This is a genomic window from Corynebacterium sp. KPL1986, assembly GCF_000477975.1.
GTDB classification, from domain to species: Bacteria; Actinomycetota; Actinomycetes; order Mycobacteriales; family Mycobacteriaceae; genus Corynebacterium; species Corynebacterium accolens.
This window is the reverse complement of record NZ_KI515719.1, coordinates 2,317,336-2,341,978: the sequence shown is the minus strand read 5'-3', so window position 1 is coordinate 2,341,978 and position 24,643 is coordinate 2,317,336. Positions and strand designations below refer to the sequence as shown.

Here is a 24,643-nt window from a genome sequence, read left to right as displayed (position 1 = left end):
AGGGCCCATGGACACAAGTAATACAGGGTGCGCCAGGAAGCCGTGAGCGCGGCTGCGCCAGGGCACAGCGATTCGGCGCGCGGCGGGATTCGGGGCGAGCGGCGCGGGCTTGCACGGTGCAAGGCGCGCCGCGCGCTAATTAGTAGCGCACCGCGAGCTCGACCTTCTGGAACGACTTCAAGTCGGTGTACCCACACTTTGCGAGGGCACGCCGCAGCGCACCCACGAGGTTGGTGCGGCCGAATGGTTCGCTGGATGGGCCGTGCAGCACGGTTTCCAGGCTCGGCGCAGCCACGGGCGCAGCATCGCCTGCGGTGAGGAAATCCACATCGAGGTCGGTATCGACGCCCGCGAACTGCGCGTATCCGCGCGGGAACCGCGGGTGGCCTGCGGTAGCCGGCCAGTACCATCCCCTACCGCCTGCCTCTCGGGCCTGGGCAAGAAGGGGGCCGAGCGCGACACTATCGGCGCCGCAGGCGAAGGCCTTGGCGATGGTCCCGGAGTTATCGAATTCCGCATCCGCAATGATGTGCACGTAGCGGCCTTCGGTCTCGTCGAGGTAGTCGCGGCGGGCGGCGGCGGCATCGGCAATGGCGGTGGCCATGGCGGTATCGATGCCGACGGTTTCCGCGTTGGTCGTCACGCCCGCGCCCACGATGACGCCGGCCGCCCCGGTGCGCATCAGGTGCAGCGCCGTGGTGTAGTCCGCCACGCCACCGGCGATGACGGGTACTTCGAGCGAGCCGATAAATTCCTTCAGGTTCAGCGGCTCGCCGCCCGTGGCGACGTGCTCCGCGGACAGCAGCGTGCCCTGGATAAACAGTAACTCGGCCCCAGCCGCGATGGCCTTGGGCGCCATCTCGCGGGCATTTTGGGGCGAAACGCGCACGGCGACGGTCACGCCGGACTCGCGCACTTGGGCGATGCGGGAGGCAAGGAGGGCATCGTCAAGCGGGGCGGCGTGCAACTCCTGAATGGTGGAGTTATCGCCCGGTTGGGAATAGATGCGCGCCAAGGCACCCTCAAGGTCCTCGTGGCGGCCCCACAGGCCTTCGGCGTTGATGACACCGAGCCCGCCCTGCTTGCCCATCTCGATGACGAACTCGGGCGTGGCGAGCGCATCGGTGGGGTGCGAAACGAAGGGGGTATCGAAGGTATAGGCATCGATATTCCAGGTGGTATCCACGTCCTTGGACGAGCGCGTGCGGCGCTGGGGGACGATGGAGACCTGGTCTAAATCAAAGGTGCGGCGGGCCTCGCGGCCGATGCCGATTTCGGCGTATTCACGCATGTTTGTCCTAGCGGTAGTTCGGGGCTTCGGCGATTTGCTGCAGGTGGTGCGGGTGGGATTCCTTCAGTCCCGCGGCGGTGATCTGGACAAATCGCTTGGTCTTGAGCTCATCTAGGGTGGCCGAGCCGGTGTAGCCCATGGCCGCGCGCAGGCCGCCGATGATTTGGTGCACGATGGCATCGATCTCACCGCGGAAGGGCACGCGACCCTCCACGCCTTCTGGCACCAGCTTGTCCTCGCTGCGCACATCGGCCTGGAAGTAGCGGTCCTTGGAGTAGGAACGCTTTTCGCCGGAAAGCCCGCGACCCTGCATGGCGCCCATGGAACCCATGCCACGGTAGCGCTTGTACTGCTTGCCCTGGTAGACCACGATGTCACCGGGTGCCTCAGTGGTACCGGCGAACATGGAGCCCAGCATGACGGTATCGGCACCGGCGGCCAACGCCTTGGCGATGTCACCGGAGTACTGCATGCCGCCATCACCGATGACCGGCACGCCCGCGGGAGCGGCGACGGCTGCGGCCTCCATCAGCGCGGTGATCTGCGGCGCGCCGACGCCGGCGACGACGCGGGTGGTGCAGATGGAGCCCGGGCCGATGCCGACCTTGATGGCGTCCGCGCCGGCGTCGATCATCGCCTGGGCGGCCTCGCGGGTGGCGAGGTTGCCGCCAATGACATCGACCTTGTCGCCGAAGTCCTTCTTCACGCGGGAAACCATCTCGAGCACGCGGTTGTTGTGGGCGTGGGCGGAGTCGACGACAAGGGCGTCAACGCCGGCATCGACAAGCGCGGCGGCGCGCTGATAGGACTCCTCGCCGGTACCAATGCCCGCGGCAACCAACAGGCGGCCGGAAGCATCCTTGGAGGCGTTGGGGTACTGCTCGGATTTGACGAAGTCCTTGACGGTAATAAGGCCAATGAGCTTGTTATTTGCATCAACAATCGGCAGCTTTTCTACCTTATTGGCCGACAAAAGCTCCAGGGCCTCGTCCTTGGACACGCCCTCGCGCGCGACGACGAGCGGCATCGCGGTCATGACATCGCTGACCTTGCGGTCAAAATCCGGCTCGAAACGCATATCGCGGTTGGTGCAAATGCCCAGCAGGGTGCCGTCCTTATCCACGACCGGCAAGCCGGAAATGCGGAAGCGGGCGCACAGGGCGTCGACCTCGCCAATAGTCATCTCGGGGCGGGCGGTGACCGGGTCCGTGACCATGCCGGACTCGGAGCGTTTGACGATTTCTACCTGCTCAGCCTGTGCTTCCGCAGAAAGGTTGCGGTGCAGCACGCCGATGCCGCCCTGGCGCGCCATGGCGATGGCCATGCGGGCCTCGGTCACGGTATCCATCGCTGCGGATGCCAGCGGCACGCCTAGGCGAATATTGCGGGTAAATTGCGCGCCGGTATCGACCTCGGAGGGCACGATATTGGACTCGGCGGGCAAAAGAAGCACGTCATCAAAGGTCAAGCCGCGCAGGGCTACCTTGTTCGGGTCATCTCCACCAGTGTGAATAGGGTAATCGCTCATCGAGGTATCTCCTTAAACAGGTTCAGCGGCTACCCCAACTGTAGTGCGTGCCCAGCCAATGACACCATTCAGGCTAGGGGTTAATTGCCTTAAGCGGGCAAGTTCAATAGGCTCGCAGGCGTGAACTTCTTCGCCAATATGCCCCGCGATCCTTTTGCAGACGATCCGAATGACCCCGCCTCCTTCTTGGAGGAGGACGAGCAGGTCATGCCGCTTTCCGATGAAGACCGCCTCGCCCTTATCCACGATCTCGCCTTGGTAGAGAAATTCGCAAGTGTGCTCGGCCCGCGCGGGATCGATGGCATCTTCTTCCTGTGTGAAGACTGCCAGGAAAACCACTTCTACGAGTGGGACATTATGGCCGCCAATATGCGCGCCACGCTGGCAGGCGAGCTCGCCCCAGTACACGAGCCGGGGGCAGAGCCGGACCCGCGCCGCTACGTGCCGTGGGACTACGCGCTGGGTTACGTCGACGGCTTGGAAAACCGCTAGGGCGTAAGTACCGCCCTAGTTACTCGGAGCCTGGCCCCAACTGAATGGTTGTGGTGGGGCTTTCTTCGGGCTCGCGCGTCTCCGGCTGCGAGTTCCCCGGTGCTTGCTCCGTTACCACCACGGTTGAGGTCTGGTACTGCGTTTCCGTCACGGTCTTCGGCGCCGGTTCGGGCTTGTCCTGCGGCTGCTGCCCCGGCACGGTCTCGGTGGCGGTTTCCGTCACGGTCGTGTGCTTCGGACGGGCAGAGCGCTTCTTTTCGGCCTCTTCCTTGGCGGCGATGGCGTTTTCTTCCTTGCCTTCGGCCTCTTCGAGCTTGGCGCGGGCTTCCTTCATGAGCTCGCGCGCGCCTTCGATATCTCCCTCTGCCGCGCGGGATTCCATCTCATCTAAGGTCCCAGCCAGCTCCACGTTGCGGGTTTCATCTGGGCGATCAAAGGCGCCGGAATTAACCATGACCCCGCCCGCACCGGCGAGGATCACGGTGGCGGCGGCCGCGCCGATAAGCCCATGCATCACGGGGCGATTGCGCCGGCGAGACCGCACCTTATTGAGGCTTACGACTTCCGGTTCTTCCTCTACCCCATCCACGCGCGGGGCTGGCGGCATCTGCTTATCGATGTCCCGCTTCAGCCCCAGCAGTAGCCCAGCGAGCTCATCGCTGCCGTTGGAGGGATCTTTGCCCTGCGACAGCTCGGTGAGGAATGCATCATCATCTACCAAGGGCTGGAGCTGCTCCGTCAGGTCATCGTTATTCTTTTTAGAATGCTTGGAGGCCATGATGGTTTCTGTCCCTCCTTCCTTTCTTAAGGTGTACGCGTGCGACTAGAGCGGGGGTTGTGGCTTTAGCCCTCGGTAGCTAGTTGTTGCCCAAGAGCCTTTCGCAATTGTGCGAGAGCTCGGTGCTGTGCGACGCGAACCGCACCCGGGGTAGACCCCACGATATCGGCGGTTTCTTCTGCCGAAAGACCAACGAACACGCGCAAAATAACGATGTTTTTTGCCTTGTCACTTAAGGTATCGAGCAAGGCGCGCATTCTGTTACTACCGTCATTTTCTAGCGCCCATTCCTCGGGAGTCGCCTCGTTCGCGGTGCTTTCTGGAAGCTCTTCGGTGGGTGTAGAGCGGTCGCGGCCCATGGCGCGGTGGGCATCGGTGACCTTATTAAAAGCGATGCCGTAGACATAGGCCATAAACGGCCGGCCCTTGTCTTCATAGGAATCGATAGAGGTGGCGACGGCGAGGCAGATTTCTTGGGTCACGTCTTCCGCGGTGGGCTGGCGCCCGCCACCGATGCGCGCACGACAATAGCGCAGCACCTGCGGATGAATAATTTGCAGGATAGATTGCAGTGCGCGGCGGCTACCACCAGCGGCCAGCGGGACGAGTTCCGCTAGCTCTTTATCCTTATCGCTCACGAGTGCACCCTCTGCAGACTATTAAATCGATATTCAACCATATTTCCTCTGGGGCAGGGAGTGCAAAGGGGCAACTGCGTTTCACACCTCCGCCTCGGCACTGCCCTTGCTTGGCGATGCCCTAGCAAGGAAAACACCACCAAGAAACCCACGCCTAGCGCGTTGTACCCGCTTTGAAGGCGGGTTTATGGCCCCTGCACAATAGAAAGAGGAAAATTCATAATTCGTTAACCTTAGCCATTATTGCAGGTAAATGGGCGCTAACGAGTCCCATAAATAGATACAATACCTAGAAGTTAAATACTAGTAACCCTTTGTTTACCAAGACGCGACACACTACAAATCGTTGCGGTTCGCGGATGACTCTCCACCGGCCGCCAGCGTAAGAATTCTCGTCCTGTTATAAGGAGCTTAAGAAACGTGTCTCAGTCCAAGTCTCTTCTCGGACCTACTGCAGATGTATGGGATTGGCAGTTGCAAGGTGCGTGCCGCGGTGAAAACTCGGACGTGTTTTACCATCCAGACGGAGAGCGTGGCCGCGCCCGTGCCCAGCGCGAAAACCGCGCCAAGGCCATCTGCAATTCCTGCCCGGTTATCGAGCTCTGCCGCGAGCACGCCCTGCGTTCGGCCGAACCGTATGGCGTCTGGGGCGGAATGAGCGAGTCTGAGCGCGTGGTGGCGCTGCGCAAGCGTCGCCGCGCAACGGTCAACGCTTAAGCCACAATTTAAGTTAGCGCGTAAAGCCCACACACCTCGCTCGCGGCGGGCGGGAGTCCGGGGTTCCGGACTAGCCCTGCTTGGCCAGCGCCTGCTGCAAATAACGCCCCGTGAGGGACTCCTTCGAGCCCGCTAAGTCCTGGGGCGTGCCACTAAAGACGAGGCGGCCGCCGGCTGAGGAGGAACCCAAAGCTTGGCGGCTTTTGTGAACTATCCTCTCTCCTTCTGCCACTGGCGGCTAAAAAGGCCTACCGGGGCATCGCACGGGTTATGGTTTCCGCGTGCTTTACGTATAAGCCAGAAGCCCGCCGCAAGCCGACCCAATAAGACGGGGAGGCTGCGGCGGGCTCTGGGCTATAGCGCAGGAATTAGTGGTGGTGATGGCCGTGGCCGTGGCCGTGACCGGCCTCAGCGTTGTCTTCTTCCTGCGGCTTTTCCACGACGGATGCCTCGGTGGTAAGAACCATGCGGGCAACGGAGGTGGCATTGACCACTGCGGAGTGGGTGACCTTCACGGGATCGATGATGCCGTTATCGATGAGGTTGCCGTACTCCAGGGAGTTGGCGTTAAAGCCTTCACCGTTGGCCATCTCAGATACGCGGGAGACGATGACAGAGCCATCGAGCCCTGCGTTTTCTGCGATCCAGAATGCCGGGCGGGTCAGAGCGCGGGCGACGGCGAGCACGCCGACCTTAGCCTCGCCCTCGAAGTCCTGGGCAAAGGACTCGAGTTCCTTGGAGATCTGCACCAGCACGGAGCCGCCGCCGGCGATGACGCCTTCTTCTACGGCCGCGCGGGCGGCGTTGATGGCGTCCTCGACGCGCAGCTTGCGCTCGTTGACCTCGGTCTCGGTAGCGGCACCGACGCGGATAACGGCGACGCCGCCGGAGAGCTTGGCCAAGCGCTCCTCGAGCTTTTCCTTATCCCAGGTGGAATCGGTGCGGGCGATTTCGCCGCGGATCTGTTCACGGCGATCATCGAGGGCTGCGGCGCTGCCGCCGCCATCGACAAGCACGGTGTCTTCCTTGGTGATGGTCACGCGGCGCGCGGAACCCAGCACCTCGAGGCCGACTTCGTTCAGGTTTACGCCCACCTCAGGGTCCACCACGGTGGCGCCGGTAACTACGGCCAAGTCATCCATAAAGCCCTTGCGGCGCTCGCCAAAGTACGGTGCCTTTACGGCGGCAACCTTCAGGACTTTGCGGATGGAGTTGACCACGAGCGCCTGCAGCGGCTCGCCTTCAACGTCTTCCGCGATGATGAGGGTCGGGCGGTTGGTCTCCGCGATTTTTTCCAGCAGCGGCAAGAAGTCCGGCAGGGAAGAAATCTTGTTGCGGACGAGCAAAATGGCGGCATCATCAAGCACCGCGTGGTTGGTCTCTTCCTCCGTAGCGAAGTACGGGGAAAGGTAGCCCTTGTCAAAGGAAATACCTTCGGTGACATCCACGGTGGAGTCCATGGTCTGGGACTCCTCGACGGTGACGACGCCGTCCTTGCCCACCTTTTCCATGGCGCCGGCGACCATCTCGCCGACCTCCGGATCGCGGGAGGACACGGTGGCTACCTGCGCGATTTCGGAGGCGGAGTTGACCGGGGTGGCGCGTGCCTTGAGCTCCTCGACGGCCTTTTCCGCCGCTGCGGAGATGCCGCGGTTGAGCTCAATTGGGTTAGCGCCAGCTGCAACGTTGCGCAGGCCCTCAAAGATGAGCGCCTGGGCCAGCAAGGTCGCGGTGGTGGTGCCGTCGCCAGCGATGTCGTTGGTCTTGACCGCAACGGACTTGACCAGCTGCGCGCCGAGGTTCTCGAAGGGCTCCTCGACGTCAATATCGCGGGCGATGGTCACGCCGTCATTGGTAACGGTCGGGCCACCGAAGGCCTTGGACAATACGACGTTGCGGCCGCGTGGGCCGAGGGTGACCTTAACGGCATCAGCCAGCGTATCGACGCCGCGCTGAATTCCCTCGCGAGCTTCTTGGTCGAATGCAATAAGCTTTGCCATAAGTAGTTCCTACTTCTCGATGATGGCGAGGATGTCGCGCTGGCTCAGCAGCAAGTACTCTTCGCCGTCGTACTTCAGCTCGGTGCCGCCGTAGCGGGAGAAGACAACGGTGTCGCCTTCCTTAACGTCCATGGGGATGCGGTCATCGTCGTCTTCCCAGCGGCCCGGGCCGACGGCGATAACGGTTGCTTCCTGCGGCTTTTCCTTTGCGGAGTCCGGGATAACCAGGCCGGATGCGGTGGTGGATTCTGCTTCTACGATCTGTACGAGGACGCGGTCCTCAAGCGGCTTAATAGTTGCCATGATGTTTCCTCCGTATTGTTCGTTTGCGCGCCTTAATGGCGCGCGCGTGCCGGTTGTGGATGTCCAGCACAGCCGTCGTCGCGGGTGAACAACTGTGGGTCAAACAACCTGATTAGCACTCTACCCTCGTGACTGCTAACCCTCAACAACGACGCGACCCCCGCAGCGGGGCCACACTAATGCGCCGTGTAGGTCAAAGACGGTGAATAAGCAGCCTTGAGCAGTCATTTTAAATCCATCCACCAGTTTGAAGCCGTTTCACCCATCAGTTTGAGCGCGTTCTACCCATCAGAATATCGGCGATTCATCCATCAGTTTGTGCGGATCTGGGCGGTTGAGCGCAGGAATCCCGCGAGAATGAGCTTGACCGCGCACAGCGCAAGAAACATGGCGCCAAAAATTAGGCCGAATGGCGCCCACCACACCCCGGCGAAGCCCTCCCATAGGGCGCTCATCCCGGAATGAGAATCGGTCTGCAGCAGGTGGTTGAGCAGCGCGACCACCGCCACGCTCAAGGTGATGACTATGGCCGCAGCAGTAATAGTCAGGCAGAAGGCCTCGCCCACCTGCACCCGCACCCACGCTGCTGGCGAGGCACCGGCCAACCGCAGTCCGCGAACATCGCTGGCGATGCGCGAGCGCATAATGAGTGAAGTCAACACCGCACCAACGATGCTTGGGGCCACGACTGGGCCGAGAAACGCCGCGAAGACCTGCCCCGATGACAAGGTGTCTAAGTCGCCCATACTACTTTTGAACATCCTTATCCCCGAGCCGACCGCGACAATCAAGCCACCAAACAGCACCCACGGGACGATATGGGGCACGGAAAAGCGGCGGCGCACCCGCACATTGGCCCCGGCGATGCCGCATAGTCGCGTCCATTGGTCCACGGCGGGCATGAGCCATGGCGTCATGAATGCCACCAGGATGACCAGCCCCATGGAAGCGGCGATGCTATCGGCCGGCTCCTCTATCTGCAGGCAGCCGTACACGGCACCGCCCACCAAACCGGCAGCCACAAGGCAGCGCAGCATCACCCACACGCGGCGCGGTTCCACCCGCGGGCGAAAGACCCGGCGCAGCGGTATGAGGGCACCGCAGACCGCCGATGCCACGCAGACAAATACAGCGATGCGGATGACCAACGGGGTAATGGCCAACTCCGGCATGGGAATCCCGTCGCTGCGAAAGGCCGCGGTCATAGGGTCGACCAATAGGCGCGCCGGGAAGGTCCCGATGAATGCCGCGATAGCGCTCACGGCACTCACCTGCCCCACGATGAAGCTATTGATCATCCACCCAGGCATGCCGATCATGCGCCACGAGCGGTAGACGGGTTCGCGTTCCTCAATGATCAGCCGCATCTGCGACAACGTAATCAACACGACGGCGCAGACCGCCATGCCCAGCACGGTGCCACCGAGAGGCCCCGTGGGATCATCATCCGCGTCCGAGGTGGCCACCAGCATCGATACCGCCAGCGCACACGCAGCCGATGAGACCACCATGGTCAAGGCCACGGCAAGCCAGGATAGCCAATTGCTTTGTAAGTCCTTAAGCCACACCAGCATGGTTGGCCTCCTGGAGCTCAATAATGCGATCGGCGGCCTCCGCGGCAAGGTGCGAGTGGGTCACCATGACCACCGCGGCCCCGCCCCGTGCGGCGGTGCGGAGGTGGGTGAGGACGAGTTGGGCGGTGGCATCGTCAAGCGCGCCCGTAGGCTCATCGGTGAAGATATACGGCGCACCGGCCAGCAAGGCGCGGGCGACGGCGACGCGCTGCTGCTGGCCGCCGGACAGCTGCGCGGGCAGGCGGCGCTCCAGCCCGTCAAGCCCCAGAGACGCAAAGGTCTTCTGCACCGCGTCCCGGCTGCAGCGCCGGCCGGAAAAGTGCGCGGTCAACGTGGCATTTTTGCAGGCGTTGAGCGATTCCAGCAGGTTATAGTCCTGGAATACGAAGGCGCGCTCCGTGCGGCCCGGCGCGTTGACCGTGCCGGAGCTAGGCTTATCCAGCCCGGAGAGCAGGTTCAACAGCGTTGTCTTGCCGCTTCCGGATGGCCCCATAATCGCGACAAATTCCCCCGGCTCGATGCTTAGGTCCACCTCGGCGAGTGCGGTATGGCTGCCGTAGCGCTTGCTCAGATTCTGTGCTTTTAACATGCCTTCCATTCCACCGGCCGTGCCCGGCACGCGCGATGGGGAAGGCTGCCCGAAAAATGGTGGGGCTAGCTCTACTGCCACCACCCCGGCGCGACGGCTAGGCTGAACGGATATGCGAACTGTCAAGGCCAATGGGTGGAGCCTCGTCCTCGGAATACTTGCTCTTCCGGGACTGGTGATTTCGGTGCTCATGCTGCCGTGGATTCCACTGGTCGCACGCGCCGCGGAGTCTATCGGCCGCTACGGCGCAACGTGGATGGGCGTTGATATTCCCCCGCGGCGGGCCAACAGATGGTTTGATTGGCAGCAGTTTTATCACCTCCTACTGCAGCTTCTTATTTGCGTGGCCTGCTTTGCCAACTGGGTCTTTGTCGGTTTTATCGCGGGCGTATTGGTGGTCGCACCGTTTATTCCGCAGGCTGAATTCAACATCGGCGAATGGTCCACCGATAATCGCCCACTGATCTTTGTCGTGTGCTGGTTGGCGGCAGCCGTGCTCCTCGTCCTGCTGGTAGGGCTCAACCGTCTGCTGGTCAAGGCCTCCATTTCCCTCACCCGTCTCGCACTGAGCCCCTCTGCGCAGGAATTGGCGGCCTCGCGCGCCACGCTTATTGATGCCTTTTCGGGCGAGCGCCGCCGCATCGAGCGTGAGCTCCACGATGGGCCGCAGCAGTACCTGACCGCGCTCAAGCTCAACCTGGCTGCGGCCAAGCTGCAATCCCCGCCCGAGGCTCAACAGGCGCTTGCCGATGCCGAACATAACGCCACCCAAGCCCTATCCGCCCTGCGCGCTACCGTGCGCGGCATTGCGCCACAGGTGCTTTTCGATGACGGCCTCATCCCCGCCCTCGATGAGCTCTTGGCCCACAGCGGGCTCGACGCGGAACTGCACGTCGAAGGCGCGGAACGATCGATTGGGGAAACGACGGCGCTACTGGCCTACCACGCGGTAGCAGAGGCGCTGACCAACGCCTCAACCCACGGCGCGGCCACCGCCGCCACCGTGTCCATCTCTTTTGGCGACGATCTCCGCCTGAGCATCCGGGATAACGGTACGGGTGGCCGCTCTACAGGTCAGGCCCCTAGTGGGACCGATACCGAGCACCCCCGCGCGGTCACCGTTGATGGCGTCGACGCCGGTAATGGCGTCGACGCTGGTACAAGCCGTGGCACGAATGGCGAAACTACCACAGGCACTGGGCTGGCCGGCCTGCGCGAGCGGGCGGCGGCCCTCGGCGGCACCGCCAACTTCTCCCCCGCGCAAACAGAAAGGCAAGGATCCACATTGACCATGGCACTACCGCTGCAGGAGGCCCAATGAAACTCTTATTGGCAGAGGATTCCGCCCTTTTGCGCGCCGGGCTGGAACAGCTTTTAGCGGCCCTGGGCCATAGCGTGACCACGGCCAACGATGCGGAGGAATTGCTGGCCTGCGCGGACAGCGGTGACTTCGATTTGATCATCACCGATGTCCGCATGCCGCCCACCATGAGCGATGATGGGCTGCGCGCCGTGCACGATGTGCGAGCAGCAGACCCGTCGCAACCGGTGGTGGTACTCAGCCAGTACGTGGCGGCAAGCTACTTGGACCGGCTCTTAGAACACGGCGGATTCGGCTACCTGCTCAAAGAGCGCGTATCCGATGTGGATGAATTCGTGCACACCCTTGAGGAAGTGGCAGGCGGCGGCACCGTCGTCGACCCAGAAGTGGTCACCGCCCTGCTCTCCGCGCGGCGCACGGGGCTGAGCCAATTAACCGCCCGAGAGCGCGAAGTTTTGGGGCTCATGGCGCAGGGCCTAAGCAATAAAGAAATCGAAGACAAGCTCGTTCTTACCGCCGGTGCGGTAAGCAAGCATGTCTCCAATGTTTTTATAAAACTTGGCTTCCGGCCTGAGGACGCCAACCGCCGCGTCAAGGCCGTACTCACGTGGCTGCGCCACACCGAGCGCTGAAAGGGGGGCGTGCTTATGCGCTCTTCGTGGAGTTAATCACCGCAGCGCGCCACAGGGTGTACTCATCTGGGAAGTCCTCGCGGTAGTTCTCCACCGCACGGATGCCATGCTCAACGGAAGCGATGACCTCATCGATGGTGTCGTCGTCGCCTTCGGCATCTACAAAGATGACTGGGCCGCTGATAGCGCGGATGGGGTCTTGCAAGAAGGCGGAATTGCCCGTGTCTGCGGCATTGCGCGCAAGCGACGCTACGGGGTTGGGCTCGGCGCCCTCCTGCTTCGCCTCCGGATTATAGAGTGCGGCATAGGTGGTGCCGTCATCCTGAAAGACCACGGAAACCCGGTCCTTTTCAGCGCCACCGAGGTATTGGTTCGCGTCTTCCAGCTCGAATTCGATCGTGCGGCGAGAGAGATCCGGCTGGACGAGAAAACCGACTGTCATAAGGGAATACTCCTTGTATCAAGGAAAAAAGGGGGCGGGAACCTGTCTAAGGTTACCGCCACCTTGCCTGCCCTGCAGTGCGAGGAAAAAGAACTTTAGGTTAACTGAGGTTCTTCCACTTCCATCTGCGTATCGGTGCCCACGCCAAGCCCGGAGGGATGCGCGCCCTCGTGAATCAGCTGGGCCCCAATCGCCGCGATCATCACGCCATTATCGGTGCACAGCTGCAAGCGCGGCACGCGCAGCTCTACCCCAGCGGCGCTACAACGCTTGGCCGCCAACCCGCGCAGCCGAGAATTAGCCGCCACGCCGCCGCCGAGCAGGAGCACCTTGGCACCGGTATCTTCGCAGGCGCGGATGGCCTTGGCGGTCAACACATCGGCCACGGCCTCTTGGAACGAGGCACAGACGTCCTCGACGGATATGGTCTCACCAGCCTGTTCGGCACGTTCGACATAGCGAGCGACGGCCGTTTTAAGGCCGGAAAAAGAAAAATCATGGCGGTGCGGTCCGCGTAGGTCTTCGGCTCGCGACATCCCACGGGGAAAGGCGATGGTGGCGCTGCCGCGCGCAGCCAGCTTATCTATGACCGGACCTCCCGGATAGCCCAAGCCCAAAAGGCGGGAGACTTTGTCGTAGGCCTCACCGGCGGCATCGTCAAGCGTGGAGCCCAACTCGCGCATCGGCTTTCCCACGGCCTCGACCTCGAGCAGCTGGGTGTGGCCGCCGGATACCAGCAGGGCCACCGAGTGCGGCAGCGTTTCGCCCTCTAGGTTGGCCACGGCCACATGGCCGCCGAGGTGGTTGACACCATAAAAAGGCACATTCCACGCCGCGGCATAGGCTTTGGCGGCAGAGGCACCAACGAGCAAGGCGCCGGCTAAGCCTGGGCCCACCGTGGCGGCAATGGCATCCGGCTTATCGATGCCCGCCTCTTCCAACGCCGCCCGCATCACCTGCGGCATGGCCTCCAAGTGCGCGCGCGAAGCGATTTCGGGCACGACGCCACCGAAACGCGCGTGCTGCTCCATGGAAGAAGCAACGGCGTTGGCCACGATATCCATGTGGCCATCCTGGCCCAATTCGACGATGCCCACCCCGGTCTCATCGCAGGAGGACTCGATACCCATGACCTTCATTACTGCTCCTTTGCTTCGCGCTGGCGTGCTTGCGGGGACTGGCTGGGGCGCACCATCACGTGCGCATCCGCGCCGGAGGGCTGATAGTAATTGCGGCGAATCCCCTCGATGCTAAAACCGTAGCGCCGGTACAGCTCGATGGCGGGATCGTTTCCCACACGCACCTCCAAAAAGACCGGCGCGCTTTTTAGGTCCGCGATATAGCAAATATTATCCATCATCATGCGCGCGATACCGCGGCGCTGCGCCTGCGGATCGACGCCGATGGTGTGGATTTCAAACTCTGGGTCTGCAGCCGGGCCCATCATGCCGATGCCGGCATAGCCTAGAAGGACTGGATCCTCGCCGTCCTCCGGCGCTGCGGGGTCAAGGGCACCTTCCACCCCGAGGTAGAAGGTGAAGGGCTGGGCCATTTCTTGCTCAAATACCGCTGCCGTCCACGGAGTTTCGCCAGGAAACAGCACCTTTTCCAGCTCGGCGCAGCGCGGCGCATCGGCGGGAGTAAGCTCGCGCAGGTTCACAGGTGTACCTCTGGAATGGCCGGGGAAAGCTGCTGCTTTTTGGGTGGAACCGCATCGGGCCGGCGCAGGTACATCGGTACGAATGGTTCTGGATCCGCATCAAGCTGCGCGACGGCCACTAGGCCCTCGGCAGTGGGCGCGGCCTCACCACGCGGCAGCGCAGCCAGCACTCCCGGCAGCTGGTCAGCCAGTTTTTCTGGAATGATGATCTGCGCGATACCCTCCAGGGTAAGATCCCCCGGCTTCGATACCGCTGGGCCCATAAGGCGTTGCCCCGCGCGGTAGGTGGCCCAATAAATTTCCTTGCGCCGGGCATCGGTGGCGACCAGCGCCGCGTCCTTTTCATTCGCCCCTGCTAGCGCGGTATGCGCGATGGCATCGTGGGTGCAGACGCCGTGGAGGGGGATGGAGAGGGCATCGGCAAGCGCCTGCGCCGTGGCCATGCCAACGCGCAAGCCGGTAAAGGGGCCGGGGCCCATGCCTGCAACGATGGCGTCGAGGTTACCGAGCTCAAGCCCGGCCTCGCTCATTACCTCGAGGATGGTGGGCATGAGCCGCTCATTATGCGCGCGCGCATCGGCCAGAATGCGCTGCGTAATCTGCCCTGACTCGGTGTCGACTGCCCCGGTGACCAGGGCGGTCGTCGCCGTATCAATGGCCAGGACGCGCATTAGCCGACCAGCTTCCACACGCCGTCTTCACTCTGGAAGGTCAGCGGCTGGGAGCCCTGGACCAGCGGAACCCCGCCGTCTAGGCCGTGGCCCTGCTGCTCCATGGCTTTAACCTGGGCGTTGATCATCTCGCAGACCTCCACCTCGGAGGAATCCAATTCCTCTACATAGGGATCAACGTTGTGGCCCAGCGCCATGACGTAGCTCTTGCCCTCAGGAACAACGCCGTCCTCGAAGGTGATGTCATCAGGGTTCGGGGCGGCTTCCTTGACCTTGTCTTCTGCCATGCCCTCGCAAATGAAGCCGATGGCGCTGTAGTCCGCACCGTAGACATCAGAAGGAATGAGCGACATTACCTCGAGGTTCCGCGGGGCATGCTGCAAGGTGTTGGTGAGGTTGCCCTCCAAGGAATCCTCATCACGCAGGGTGGCCCCGGCAACGAGCACCATCATCACAATGATAAACAGCGCGATAATGGTCGTGGTCAGGTTGCGAGCAAATTTAGTCATGGGGTGAGTAACGCTCCTCGGGTCAAGGGGGTCCTATATGTACATATGGTGAAGTGATTGTCAGTTCTATTACCGAGGCTACTCGGCGGCCAACAAACACTCACCCACGGGGTAGTGCCTGTCAGTGTAGGCGGCTTACCCAGTGGGTGAATAATTAGCGCGGGACATATGGGGCTAAAGCAATAACAATAACAGCACCTGAGCGGCGATAATCTTGCCGATGATGGTGGTTGGATACACCGTTGCCCAGCCGCGCCCGGCTAGCTCCGTGCCGGTTTGGCCCCGGATATAGGCAAATACTGCCGGGTTCGTGGTCATGCCGGCCGCACAGCCCATGGCCTCGTCCCACTTCAAGCGCAGCACCAGCATGCCGATAACGCCGATGAGGATGGCCGATACCAAGGTAATGATAAAGCCGACGCCGATGATGGTCAGCGAGGACGGATCCGTAAGCGCATCGCGGAACGATGCGCCTGCCGATGTCCCCACCCCCGCCAGGAAGAGCGTCAGCCCCAGGTTTGAAAGTGTTTCCCTGGTGTGGAAGGGCATCTGCCAATTGATGGGGCCGGTGCGGTTCAGGTAGCCGAGGAATAGGCCGACCACGACGGGGCCGCCACCAAACCCGAGCTGCAGGGTCGATCCGCCCGGCATGGGGATGGGGATAAGGCCCAGCAACATACCCAAGGTCAGACCGATGGACATGGATAGGAGGTCAGCGTTGCCAAGCGCCGATTCGGAATCGCCCAAGTACTTGCGCACCTCGCGCACGTGGTGCGAGCTGCAGACCACGCGCACGCGGTCGGAGTAATTCAGCACCATATCCGGGTGCGGCACCGCATCGCTATCGCCCTTGCGCACACGCGCGATGATAAATCCGTGCTCGAGCGCATCGATATCGCGGATGCGCTTGCCCGCAATTTGCGGATTAGACACGGTTATCCGCTTAAATTCCAGGCCCGCCTCTGGGGTGAGCTCGACGGGATATTCCTCACCGAGCACCTCGATAGCACCGGCGACGTCTTTTTCGGAGCCATTAATAAGGAATGCTTCGCCCTTGCGCAGGGGCATATCCGGCTGCGCCAGCCGGTGGTGTTCCATATCGGAAATCTCGCGCGTGGCCACCACGCTGTGCCCGGTAACTTGATACAGGTGCCCGGCCGTATCAGGGAAGTCTTTGGTCAGCCGCACGCCTTTAGCCACCAGCGGGGCGGGAATCATCCCCTCTTCCTTGGCGTCTGCCTCATGGTCCACCTTCAGTATTTTCGCGCCGATGGCGGCGACCAGGATCGCGCCGATGACCGCGCCCGGATAAGCCAGCGAATAACCGACGACCGGGGTGGAGTTGCCCAGCATATCCACCACCGCCGCCATACCTGGCGTGGACGACAGCGAACCGGCAAACATACCCGCGGCGACATCCGTATCGAGGTCGAAGACGCGAATGAGCCCGAAGCCTACGCCCACGAGCAGGACCAACATGCCGATCATAAAGACGGTCAGCTTCCAGCCGCGGGTAGCAAATTCGCGGACGAACGACGGCCCGAAATTAAGGCCGATGGCATAAACAAAAATGGCCAAGCCGAATTGATACACCAGCGGTGGAATCTGGATATCCGGATTGGCGGTAGACAGCCCAAGCGCCACGAACATCGCGGCCGCGGCGCCCAAAGAGATGCCAAAGAATTTGATTTTGCCGATGGCCAAACCGATGGCCATGATGGCAAAAAGGGCGAGCAAAGGACTGGAGGCTAGGAGATCTAACACCCTTCAAGGATCCCGCACCTTAAATACCTAAAGCAACTTGACGCCCTAAGATATCCATCACTTATACCTTCAAATTAATGAGGCCCAGCTAATCATTGTGGTGCCACGACCAGCTGACGCGGCGCACGTCCTCATCGGCGCCGGCGAACTCCGCCGGTTCGCGGTCGATGCTCACAAAGAGGTAGGAATCCGCAATCTGCTCGATAAGGCCGCCGCCCCATTCGGCGGCGACGACGGCATCGGCAAGCTCGGTATCCAAGTCCAAGGCATCCAGCTCCCCCAGGGGATCGCCGGAATTGGCCCCGCCCTCATCCAAGAGGCGGTACGCATCCACGTGCACCAAGTCCGGTCCCCCAACCCGGGAGCGGTGCACGCGGGCAATGACAAACGTGGGCGAGGTAATCCGGCCCTTGACCTGCATGCCCTGGGCTATGCCTTGGGTGAAGGTGGTCTTGCCCGCGCCCAATGGGCCATCCAAGATGACGACATCGCCAGCTTCCAGCGCTGCGCCCAGTTCCTTGCCGCAGGCGTGGGTCTGTTCCACCGTTGCCAGATCGCGGGTTCCAGACTCCGGAAAGTTACTGTGCATCGGACTCTCCTATATATTCGCGTTCGGTGCGGCCGGTGGGCCGGCACACCACTTCATAGTTGATGGTGCCCACGGCATCAGCAAGCTCGGTGGCAGACATGCCACCCTGGCCAAAGATGATGGCCTCATCACCGGGGGTAATGCCGTGCGGGTTTTCTCCTAGATCCACCACAATTTGGTCCATGCACACCCGGCCTACCTGGGGATAAAGCCGCCCGCCGATGCCCACCTGAAGGTGGCCCTGGTACGCCCGCGGCAGACCATCGGCATAGCCACAATCCACCGTGGCTAGGAAACCCGGCTTATCCGCGCTCCAGGTACGCCCGTAACTGGTGGCCTCACCCTTATCGATCGGCTTAAGCCCAAAGACGGTTCCGGACCACGTCATTGCAGGGCACAATCCATGGTCCCGCCCCGCGATGGGCTCGAGCCCATAGCACGCGATACCCACCCGCACCTGCTCAAAGTGCGCCGATGGGCGCGAGAGCGTGGCCGGCGAATTAGCCAAATGATTGACCGTACACTCCAGACCCGCCGCGTGCGCCGCATTCAGGGCGCGCCGAAACTCTTCTTCCTGGGTGTCATTATGCGCGTTATCCGGATCGTCGGCGCAGGCAAAGTGGGACATAAGGCCTAGGACGGTGATATGCGGGGCATCCCGCAGCAGCGCAAAAACCTCACCCCACTCCGCCTTATCCACCCCGGAGCGGTGCATTCCGGTTTCGACCTTGATATAGACCTCAGCGGGAACCTCTGCCTCTACTAGCTTCTGGGCCTGCGCGGGAGAATTGACCGCAATCTGAATGCCGCAGGCCAGGGCCTCTTCAAGCACCTGATCCGTCTGCCAGATCCATGCCGCAATGGGCGAATCGACCCCCATGCGCCGCAGCTGCACTGCTTCTGTCAGCGTGGCGACGCCAATAGAATCCGCCCCTGCTTCCAGCATCACGGGCACGACCCTTTCTGCCCCGTGCCCGTAAGCATCCGCCTTCACCACGCACATCAGCTTGACGTCTGGGCCGATCTTCTCCTTAATCAGCCGCACATTATGCGCGATGGCAGCAAGGTCAATTGTGGTTTTCAGCATGCCACTATTGTGCCACTTTCCACCCGCGCGCTGAATTTACTGCAGATACGCATAAACCCCTCCCCCGCCCGTGCAAGCAAGGGTGAGAAAGGGGCTTGAGGCGCCGGAAAGGTTATTCCACGGTCACGGACTTAGCCAGGTTGCGCGGCTGGTCAACGTCATAGCCCTTGGACTTTGCCACGTGTGCGGCAAAGATCTGCAGGGGCACCGTAGCAAGCAGCGGCTGCATCAACGTCGGCGCCTTTGGCACGCGGATGACGTGGTTAGCGTAATCCTCTACCGCGGTATCGTCTTCTTCTGCGATCACGATGGTAATGGCACCGCGGGCGCGGATTTCCTGGATATTGGATACCACCTTGGAGTGCAGCGAATCGCGCCCGCGCGGGGAGGGCACGATGACAAAGACCGGCTGCCCCTCCTCAATCAGCGCGATCGGGCCGTGCTTGAGCTCGCCGGCGGCAAAGCCTTCTGCGTGCAGGTAAGCGATCTCCTTGAGTTTCAGCGCGCCTTCAAGAGCAACCGGGAAGCCTACGTGGCGGCCCAAGAAGAGCACGGATTCCGCATCCTTCATGGAGTTAGCCAGGCCGGCTACTTGCTCTTCTTCATCGATAACGCTTTGTACCTTGTCCGGCATATTGCGCAGCTCAGCAAGAACTCCCTGAATCTCATCAGAGAACATATTGCCGCGCAGCTGTGCCAAGTACAGGCCCAGCAGGTAGGTCGCGGTAATCTGCGCCAAGAAAGCCTTGGTGGAGGCCACCGCGATTTCGGGCCCCGCGTGGGTGTAGAGCGCCGCATCGGATTCGCGCGGAATGGACGAGCCCTGCGTATTGCAGATGGCGATGACCTTCGCGCCCTGCTGGCGGGCGTGGCGCACGGCCATCAGGGTATCCATGGTCTCGCCGGACTGGGACAAGGCCACGACCAAGGTCTTCTCGTTGACGATCGGATCGCGGTAGCGGAACTCGTGGGCGAGCTCGACCTCGGTGGGGATGCGGCACCAGTGCTCGATGGCGTACCGCGCCACATGCCCGGCATAGGCCGCCGTGCCGCAGGCGATCACGATGATCTTATCGATGGACTTCAAGACCGACTCATCGATGCGCAAGTCATCCAAGGTCAGCTGGCCCTGCTCATCAAAGCGGCCCAACAGGGTATCGCGCACGGCGGCAGGCTGGTCGTGGATTTCCTTTTCCATAAAGGAATCAAAGCCACCCTTTTCAGCGGCGGCCGCATCCCATTTGATCTCAAAGGACTTGCCCTCGGTGGGGTTGCCGTCGTAGTCAGTAATGACGACATCGTCAGCGGTGATGGTGACCACCTGGTCATTGTCCATTTCCACTGCGGACTTGGTGTAGTCAATAAAGCCCGAGACGTCAGAGCCCAAGAAGTTCTCGCCCTCGCCCAAGCCGATAACCAGTGGCGAATCGCGGCGGGCGGCAACGATGCGATCCGGCTGGTCAGCGTGAATGGCCAGCAGGGTAAACGCACCGTCGAGGCGCTGGGCGGTCAGCTGCATTGCCTTGGTGAGATCCCCTGCGGCGTCGTTGTGGAAAACATCACCAAGCAAAGCAGCCGCAACTTCGGTATCGGTTTCAGAAACGAAGTTATAGCCCTTGTTCAACAGCTCGGTGCGCAGCTCCGCGAAGTTTTCGATGATGCCGTTGTGCACCACGGCCAGCTTGCCGCCGTCAACGACGTGCGGGTGCGCATTGAGATCGGTCGGACCACCGTGGGTGGCCCAACGGGTGTGCCCGATTCCCAACACGGAATCCTTCAGCGGACGGGCTGCGATCTCATCATCCAAGGCAGCAACCTTGCCCGCCTTCTTCCGCCAGCTAATCTCCCCATCGGCGTACATCGCCACACCAGCGGAGTCATAGCCGCGGTATTCCAGTCTGTGCAGACCTTCCACGACTACATCCAGAGCGAAGTATTCGCGGTCACCGCTAGCGTGACCAACATATCCAACAATTCCACACATAAAAAGGAATCCTACCTCATTGGTCAACACGAACCGGGGGGTTGGACTAAGGGCCTGTTATTTATGGCCGCATACTAATTCGGGCCGTTTATAGTTACTGAAAACTGGCCTGCACACCGCTAGTTTTTGCCCGTTCGGTGAGCAACCCTCCCGCACTGCAGCTGACCGGGGACGCGGGAGAAGAGGGGCATCGGCAAGCAGCCGCGCCCCTTCCCTGCCGGACCGTTAGCGGGTAGCGCGCTCTAGTATCTCAAGAACATGGTGGTAATCCTCGCCGGTGGCGCGGGTCATGCCCAGCTCACACGTGCGGTTGGTCGAGGCGTGATACTGCGCGCCCAGTTCCGTGACCTGGGTGGCCTCGGCGCGGGTGGCGGACTCCGTAAGCTCTGGGTGGAGCATGCCGCGGTCGCCGGCATAACCACAGCAATTCCAGGCGGTGGGGATATGCACCTCCGTAGCTGCGGCCCGGGCGACCTTTTCAACATCGCCCATCATGCCGAGCTGGAACGCCGAACAAGTCGGGTGAATCGTCATAGAATCCACCGGCTGGGTGGTCTCGAGGCGCGGCAGCAGCGTATCGGCAGTAAAGCTCAGCGCATCGATGACGGTAATGCCAATGGATTCCAGCATCTCCTGAAAGCCCGCGGTACAGCTGGACGCATCCACGATCACGGGCAGGCGGGCGTTATCTGTGGCCTCCATGATGCTCTCGCGCACGCGCTGCTCCATACTGTCGTGGCCCTTGCGCATGCCCTTTGAGGACCATAGCGTTCCGCAGCAGAGCTTCTCGATGCCCTTAGGCATCTCCAGCGCGATCCCCGCTCGCTCCAAGACGGTGATGAAGGCTACCGTTGCGCCCATGCCCTCGCCTTGCGGGGCGAACATGGAGTTTACGCAGGCTGGAAGGTAGATTCCCGAGGTCTCAGCGTAGCGATCTCCCACGCGCCCGGCCAGGCGCTCGCGGGACTTGCCGCCCTTGCCGAGCTCCGGCTGGTATCCCGGCACGGTATCGGGGCCGATGAGCGAGCGGGCCACGTCGGTGACTTTCGTGACCAGCTGCGCCGGCAGCATATGCGCGCCGGTTAGCGCCGTTGCTGCACCGCGGCTGGTGACCTGCCAATTCTTGGCGGCGGTAGACCAAACCTTTTCTTCTGCGGCCCCAGCATTCTCGTGGCGCAGCTTCTTGATGAATTTACCGGTATCAATGCCCACTGGGCAGGCGGTTAGACACATAGAATCCACGGCGCACGTATCGATGCCCATGTACTCATAGGCCTCATCGAGTTCTGCAACCAAGTGTGTATCGCCACTTTCTTGCGCCCGCTGGCGGGCACGGCGCACCACGATGCGCTGGCGTGGGGTCAAGGTGAGATCCCTCGACGGGCAGACCGGCTCGCAATAGCCGCACTCAACGCACGGGTCGATTTCCTCTTCCACCGTGGGGTTGAGCTTGATATTTGTAATGTGTGCATCGGGGTCATCGTCCAGAATCACACCCGGGTTCATGGTCCCGGCGGGATCGCAGGCGCGCTTGAGCAGCTGCATGACCTCGTAGAGCTCATCGCCGTACTGGCGGCGCACATACGGGGCCATGGCGCGGCCGGTGCCGTGCTCGGCCTTGAGGTTTCCCTCTGCCGAAAGCACCAAGTCCACCATTTCCTCATTGAAGTTGTTATAACGGCCAATGGCGCTATCGCCTTCGAAGCGGTCCGTTAGAAGGAAGTGGATATTGCCGTCTTTCGCGTGGCCGAAAATGACCGCATCGTCGTAAGAATAGCGGGTAAAAAGCTCCTGCAAGGAGGAACAGGTATCGGCCAAATCGCCCACCGGCACCACAACGTCTTCCAAGAGCGCCGTGGTTCCTGAGGGCCTCGCTTCTGCCACCTGGGCATACAGGCCCTTGCGGAAATTCCACGCGGCGGTGCGGGTGGGAATATCGGCAGAAAATTCCGCTGGCGATTGCAGGTCCAATTCACGCAAAAGGGACGAGCCCTTGTTCTCTTTTTCCCGCAGCTCTTCCTTGTCATCGGATTGGTACTCAATGAGCAGCGCGGCCTGTGAATCCACATCGAAGCCGGTAATGGCCTGCGGGACCTTATCAAAGCCTTGGCCCACGCGAATGGAGGCAGAATCCATCAGCTCCAGGGTGGCGGCACCGGTCTCCACGAGCGCGGGCAACGCCTTCGTAGCGGCGGAAAGATTATTAAAGACCGCCACGGTAGTCGTCGTGAGGGAAGAGATGTGCACAGTACGAAAGACCGCTTCCGCGATAAACGCGAGCGTTCCTTCGGAGCCCACCAACAGGTGCTCAAAAAGCTTGACTGGGCTATCAAAATCCAGGAAGGAATTAAGCCCGTAGCCCATCGTATTTTTCAGCTGGAAATGGCGGCGGATGATATCTACTGATTCCTGGTTATCGCGCACGCGGCGCTGCAGGCGGGTCAGCGTATCCACCAGCTCGGGTTCTTGCGCCTGGAATTGCCGGTCCGCATCCGCGTCCGCAGTATTGATCACCGTGCCAGAAGGCAAGACAAAGGTCAGCGATTCCAAGGTGTTATAGGTATTGAATTCGGTGCCGCAGGCCATGCCGGAGGAATTATTCGCCACCACGCCGCCGATGGTGCAGGCCGCCTCGCTGGCCGGGTCCGGGCCGAGCTTGCGGTTGCGCAGCCCCAAACGCGCATTGACCTGGCGCACGGTTGCCCCTGGCTGCACGCGCACCCGCTTGCCGTCATCGAGGACTTCTATGCCCCGGAAATGCTTGCGCACATCCACCAGGTAGCCCTCGCCGGAGGCCTGGCCGGCCAAGGAGGTGCCGCCCGAGCGCAAGGTCACCGGAATACCTTGCTGCCGCCCCGCTTTGAATATGGCGGCCACGTGTTCTGCCGAGCGCGCTTCAATCACGGCCTTCGGGGTGTAGAGGTAGTGCGAGGCATCGGAAGCATAGGCCACCCGGTCGATGATGCCGGTCTTTACCTCCGGCCCATCCTGCGGAAATAATTGGTCGATCTTAAGGGTGCCGGTAGTCATATGCGGCGACCTGCCTTCCCAGAGAAGCATAGAAAATGTTACCTAGTGCACATTTTCGCCCGCCTTCTCGCCGCCGCGCAAGTAAGGCAACCCATATAACTTCGGCACCGCCAACCCCTTTTGTCCTCCGCGAATCCCCCGCATGTGCCACTCGCCACCCCTTGCCACCAGCACGGGGTGATCTTCATCTATCCTAGAATGCGTGTCTGCGAATTTGAATAAACACTTAGGAACGTTATCGAAGCGTGGCCGCAACCGCGTGCTGGTTGGCGACCTCGATTATGCGGGTATTACCGGCAAGGTTTATACCCCTGCAGAAGGCCAAGGCCTGCCCGCCGTCGCCTTTGGCCACGATTGGATGCACAAAATCAAGGATTACCACGCCACGCTGCGCCACCTCGCCAGCTGGGGCATCGTCGTGGTCGCCCCCAATTCTGAGACCGGCATGTTCCCCGATCACCGCAACCTGTCTGCAGACATGGAATCTGCGTTGCAGATCGCCGCTGGGGTAAAGCTCGGAACCGGCAATATCACCGTATCGCCGGGCAAGCTCGGCATGATCGGCCACGGCATGGGCGGCGGCACCGCGGTTTTGAGCGCGGTTGATAACCCGAAGGTCAAGGCCGTCGCCGCAATTTATCCCGCCGTGACCGCCCCGTCCGCCGTCGAGGCCGCCCGCAGCCTCGATACGCCGGGCTTGGTCATTGGCTCTGGGCGCGATGATATTTTCAATGCCGGAAACCCCGCCAAGCTGGCCTATAACTGGCGCGGCCAGGTGGCCTACCGGGCCATCGATAAGGGCACGCAGGCCGGCTTTAGCGAAGATCGCTTCCGCAAATTAGCCATCGGTTCCGGCGCCTTCCAATCCGGCCCCACCGAAATCGCCCGCGGCCTCGTCACCGGTTTCTTGCTCTCTACCCTTGCCGGCGAGTCCGCCTACGATGGCTTTGCGGATCCTGAGGCGAGCGCGAAGAAGGTAGAAAGCTTGACCGGCGATGAACTGGCCGAGCGCGCCGGCATTTCCCGCGATGACTAAAAGCTAAT

The 24,643-nt window shown here is 61.6% G+C and carries 23 protein-coding genes; 5 read left to right on the top strand and 18 right to left on the bottom strand.

All coding sequences use genetic code 11. The features are described 5' to 3' along the window. Nucleotides 1–139: 139 nt before the first annotated feature. Together HMPREF1287_RS10840 and guaB are read right to left on the bottom strand one after the other, a co-directional pair. On the bottom strand, nt 140–1,291 hold the full coding sequence (locus HMPREF1287_RS10840; protein ID WP_005277202.1) for a GuaB3 family IMP dehydrogenase-related protein: 1,152 nt from the start codon (nt 1,289–1,291) through the stop codon (nt 140–142). 7 nt (nt 1,292–1,298) lie between these two features. After that, a complete protein-coding gene (gene guaB / locus HMPREF1287_RS10835) occupies nt 1,299–2,819 on the bottom strand; it encodes an IMP dehydrogenase (RefSeq protein WP_023016786.1) in 1,521 nt (506 codons plus the stop codon). A gap of 120 nt (nt 2,820–2,939) precedes the next feature. Between guaB and HMPREF1287_RS10830 the strand changes: the two genes are divergently transcribed. After that, nucleotides 2,940–3,311, top strand: a complete 372-nt coding sequence (locus HMPREF1287_RS10830; protein ID WP_005277198.1) for a DUF5319 domain-containing protein — start codon at nt 2,940–2,942, stop codon at nt 3,309–3,311. Between the two features lie 19 nt (nt 3,312–3,330). Here the strand turns inward: HMPREF1287_RS10830 and HMPREF1287_RS10825 are convergent, their stop codons facing one another. Together HMPREF1287_RS10825 and HMPREF1287_RS10820 are read right to left on the bottom strand one after the other, a co-directional pair. Next, on the bottom strand, nt 3,331–4,089 hold the full coding sequence (locus HMPREF1287_RS10825; protein ID WP_023016785.1) for a hypothetical protein: 759 nt from the start codon (nt 4,087–4,089) through the stop codon (nt 3,331–3,333). Nucleotides 4,090–4,154: 65 nt separating this feature from the next. Further along, a complete protein-coding gene (locus tag HMPREF1287_RS10820) occupies nt 4,155–4,727 on the bottom strand; it encodes a sigma-70 family RNA polymerase sigma factor (protein ID WP_005277195.1) in 573 nt (190 codons plus the stop codon). Between the two features lie 420 nt (nt 4,728–5,147). Between HMPREF1287_RS10820 and HMPREF1287_RS10815 the strand changes: the two genes are divergently transcribed. Then, a complete protein-coding gene (locus HMPREF1287_RS10815; RefSeq protein ID WP_023016784.1) occupies nt 5,148–5,444 on the top strand; it encodes a WhiB family transcriptional regulator in 297 nt (98 codons plus the stop codon). Nucleotides 5,445–5,812: 368 nt separating this feature from the next. On the opposite strand, the gene groL is transcribed toward HMPREF1287_RS10815, so the two are convergent. The 4 genes from groL to HMPREF1287_RS10795 form a co-directional block, all read right to left on the bottom strand. Further along, nucleotides 5,813–7,444, bottom strand: a complete 1,632-nt coding sequence (gene groL, locus HMPREF1287_RS10810) for a chaperonin GroEL (RefSeq protein ID WP_023016783.1) — start codon at nt 7,442–7,444, stop codon at nt 5,813–5,815. A 9-nt stretch (nt 7,445–7,453) separates the two neighbouring features. After that, entirely contained in the window at nt 7,454–7,747 is a 294-nt protein-coding gene (groES, locus tag HMPREF1287_RS10805; RefSeq protein WP_005277188.1) for a co-chaperone GroES, read from the bottom strand. Nucleotides 7,748–8,058: 311 nt separating this feature from the next. Beyond that, complete coding sequence (locus tag HMPREF1287_RS10800; RefSeq protein WP_023016782.1) at nt 8,059–9,321, bottom strand: FtsX-like permease family protein; 1,263 nt, start codon at nt 9,319–9,321, stop codon at nt 8,059–8,061. After that, complete coding sequence (locus tag HMPREF1287_RS10795) at nt 9,305–9,910, bottom strand: ABC transporter ATP-binding protein (RefSeq protein ID WP_034653450.1); 606 nt, start codon at nt 9,908–9,910, stop codon at nt 9,305–9,307. Before HMPREF1287_RS10795 ends, HMPREF1287_RS10800 begins: the two co-directional genes overlap by 17 nt. Nucleotides 9,911–10,022: 112 nt before the next feature. On the opposite strand from HMPREF1287_RS10795, the gene HMPREF1287_RS10790 reads away from it, so the two are divergent. Both HMPREF1287_RS10790 and HMPREF1287_RS10785 read left to right on the top strand, forming a co-directional pair. Next, entirely contained in the window at nt 10,023–11,231 is a 1,209-nt protein-coding gene (locus tag HMPREF1287_RS10790; protein WP_023016780.1) for a sensor histidine kinase, read from the top strand. Continuing rightward, on the top strand, nt 11,228–11,863 hold the full coding sequence (locus HMPREF1287_RS10785; RefSeq protein WP_023016779.1) for a response regulator transcription factor: 636 nt from the start codon (nt 11,228–11,230) through the stop codon (nt 11,861–11,863). Before HMPREF1287_RS10790 ends, HMPREF1287_RS10785 begins: the two co-directional genes overlap by 4 nt. Nucleotides 11,864–11,876: 13 nt before the next feature. On the opposite strand, the gene HMPREF1287_RS10780 is transcribed toward HMPREF1287_RS10785, so the two are convergent. From HMPREF1287_RS10780 to HMPREF1287_RS10735, 10 genes are all read right to left on the bottom strand, one after another. Beyond that, nucleotides 11,877–12,305, bottom strand: a complete 429-nt coding sequence (locus HMPREF1287_RS10780) for a hypothetical protein (RefSeq protein ID WP_023016778.1) — start codon at nt 12,303–12,305, stop codon at nt 11,877–11,879. Between the two features lie 95 nt (nt 12,306–12,400). Beyond that, nucleotides 12,401–13,444 carry a tRNA (adenosine(37)-N6)-threonylcarbamoyltransferase complex transferase subunit TsaD gene (tsaD, locus tag HMPREF1287_RS10775; RefSeq protein WP_023016777.1) on the bottom strand — a complete coding sequence of 348 codons (1,044 nt, stop codon included), beginning with the start codon at nt 13,442–13,444 and terminating at the stop codon, nt 12,401–12,403. Continuing rightward, nucleotides 13,444–13,965 carry a GNAT family N-acetyltransferase gene (locus HMPREF1287_RS10770; RefSeq protein WP_023016776.1) on the bottom strand — a complete coding sequence of 174 codons (522 nt, stop codon included), beginning with the start codon at nt 13,963–13,965 and terminating at the stop codon, nt 13,444–13,446. Before HMPREF1287_RS10770 ends, tsaD begins: the two co-directional genes overlap by 1 nt. Beyond that, nucleotides 13,962–14,636 carry a tRNA (adenosine(37)-N6)-threonylcarbamoyltransferase complex dimerization subunit type 1 TsaB gene (gene tsaB / locus HMPREF1287_RS10765; RefSeq protein ID WP_023016775.1) on the bottom strand — a complete coding sequence of 225 codons (675 nt, stop codon included), beginning with the start codon at nt 14,634–14,636 and terminating at the stop codon, nt 13,962–13,964. The genes HMPREF1287_RS10770 and tsaB overlap by 4 nt, the downstream gene beginning before the upstream one ends. Next, the gene (locus HMPREF1287_RS10760; protein WP_005277164.1) at nt 14,636–15,145 is read right to left on the bottom strand and encodes a hypothetical protein; all 510 of its coding nucleotides are present in this window, start codon (nt 15,143–15,145) and stop codon (nt 14,636–14,638) included. The genes tsaB and HMPREF1287_RS10760 overlap by 1 nt, the downstream gene beginning before the upstream one ends. A gap of 174 nt (nt 15,146–15,319) precedes the next feature. After that, nucleotides 15,320–16,909: an aspartate:alanine exchanger family transporter gene (locus tag HMPREF1287_RS10755; protein ID WP_023016774.1), complete on the bottom strand. Its 1,590-nt coding sequence runs from the start codon at nt 16,907–16,909 to the stop codon at nt 15,320–15,322. Nucleotides 16,910–16,997: 88 nt separating this feature from the next. Beyond that, entirely contained in the window at nt 16,998–17,498 is a 501-nt protein-coding gene (tsaE, locus tag HMPREF1287_RS10750; RefSeq protein ID WP_023016773.1) for a tRNA (adenosine(37)-N6)-threonylcarbamoyltransferase complex ATPase subunit type 1 TsaE, read from the bottom strand. Beyond that, a complete protein-coding gene (alr, locus tag HMPREF1287_RS10745) occupies nt 17,488–18,585 on the bottom strand; it encodes an alanine racemase (protein ID WP_023016772.1) in 1,098 nt (365 codons plus the stop codon). Before alr ends, tsaE begins: the two co-directional genes overlap by 11 nt. Nucleotides 18,586–18,697: 112 nt before the next feature. After that, a complete protein-coding gene (gene glmS / locus HMPREF1287_RS10740; RefSeq protein ID WP_023016771.1) occupies nt 18,698–20,569 on the bottom strand; it encodes a glutamine--fructose-6-phosphate transaminase (isomerizing) in 1,872 nt (623 codons plus the stop codon). Between the two features lie 225 nt (nt 20,570–20,794). Continuing rightward, nucleotides 20,795–23,599, bottom strand: a complete 2,805-nt coding sequence (locus tag HMPREF1287_RS10735; RefSeq protein ID WP_023016770.1) for an FAD-binding and (Fe-S)-binding domain-containing protein — start codon at nt 23,597–23,599, stop codon at nt 20,795–20,797. Between the two features lie 202 nt (nt 23,600–23,801). Between HMPREF1287_RS10735 and HMPREF1287_RS10730 the strand changes: the two genes are divergently transcribed. Next, nucleotides 23,802–24,635 carry a dienelactone hydrolase family protein gene (locus HMPREF1287_RS10730; RefSeq protein WP_023016769.1) on the top strand — a complete coding sequence of 278 codons (834 nt, stop codon included), beginning with the start codon at nt 23,802–23,804 and terminating at the stop codon, nt 24,633–24,635. The last annotated feature ends 8 nt before the right edge of the window (nt 24,636–24,643 follow it).

Excerpts from the sequence above, each read along its gene's own strand:
- HMPREF1287_RS10840 (WP_005277202.1), bottom strand. The coding sequence starts at position 1,291 with ATGCGTGAATACGCCGAAATCGGCATCGGCCGCGAGGCCCGCCGCACC.
- guaB (WP_023016786.1), bottom strand. The coding sequence starts at position 2,819 with ATGAGCGATTACCCTATTCACACTGGTGGAGATGACCCGAACAAGGTA.
- HMPREF1287_RS10825 (WP_023016785.1), bottom strand. The coding sequence starts at position 4,089 with ATGGCCTCCAAGCATTCTAAAAAGAATAACGATGACCTGACGGAGCAG.
- groL (WP_023016783.1), bottom strand. The coding sequence starts at position 7,444 with ATGGCAAAGCTTATTGCATTCGACCAAGAAGCTCGCGAGGGAATTCAG.
- groES (WP_005277188.1), bottom strand. The coding sequence starts at position 7,747 with ATGGCAACTATTAAGCCGCTTGAGGACCGCGTCCTCGTACAGATCGTA.
- HMPREF1287_RS10800 (WP_023016782.1), bottom strand. The coding sequence starts at position 9,321 with ATGCTGGTGTGGCTTAAGGACTTACAAAGCAATTGGCTATCCTGGCTT.
- HMPREF1287_RS10795 (WP_034653450.1), bottom strand. The coding sequence starts at position 9,910 with ATGTTAAAAGCACAGAATCTGAGCAAGCGCTACGGCAGCCATACCGCA.
- HMPREF1287_RS10790 (WP_023016780.1), top strand. The coding sequence starts at position 10,023 with ATGCGAACTGTCAAGGCCAATGGGTGGAGCCTCGTCCTCGGAATACTT.
- HMPREF1287_RS10785 (WP_023016779.1), top strand. The coding sequence starts at position 11,228 with ATGAAACTCTTATTGGCAGAGGATTCCGCCCTTTTGCGCGCCGGGCTG.
- HMPREF1287_RS10780 (WP_023016778.1), bottom strand. The coding sequence starts at position 12,305 with ATGACAGTCGGTTTTCTCGTCCAGCCGGATCTCTCTCGCCGCACGATC.
- tsaD (WP_023016777.1), bottom strand. The coding sequence starts at position 13,444 with ATGAAGGTCATGGGTATCGAGTCCTCCTGCGATGAGACCGGGGTGGGC.
- tsaB (WP_023016775.1), bottom strand. The coding sequence starts at position 14,636 with ATGCGCGTCCTGGCCATTGATACGGCGACGACCGCCCTGGTCACCGGG.
- HMPREF1287_RS10760 (WP_005277164.1), bottom strand. The coding sequence starts at position 15,145 with ATGACTAAATTTGCTCGCAACCTGACCACGACCATTATCGCGCTGTTT.
- tsaE (WP_023016773.1), bottom strand. The coding sequence starts at position 17,498 with ATGCACAGTAACTTTCCGGAGTCTGGAACCCGCGATCTGGCAACGGTG.
- alr (WP_023016772.1), bottom strand. The coding sequence starts at position 18,585 with ATGCTGAAAACCACAATTGACCTTGCTGCCATCGCGCATAATGTGCGG.
- glmS (WP_023016771.1), bottom strand. The coding sequence starts at position 20,569 with ATGTGTGGAATTGTTGGATATGTTGGTCACGCTAGCGGTGACCGCGAA.
- HMPREF1287_RS10735 (WP_023016770.1), bottom strand. The coding sequence starts at position 23,599 with ATGACTACCGGCACCCTTAAGATCGACCAATTATTTCCGCAGGATGGG.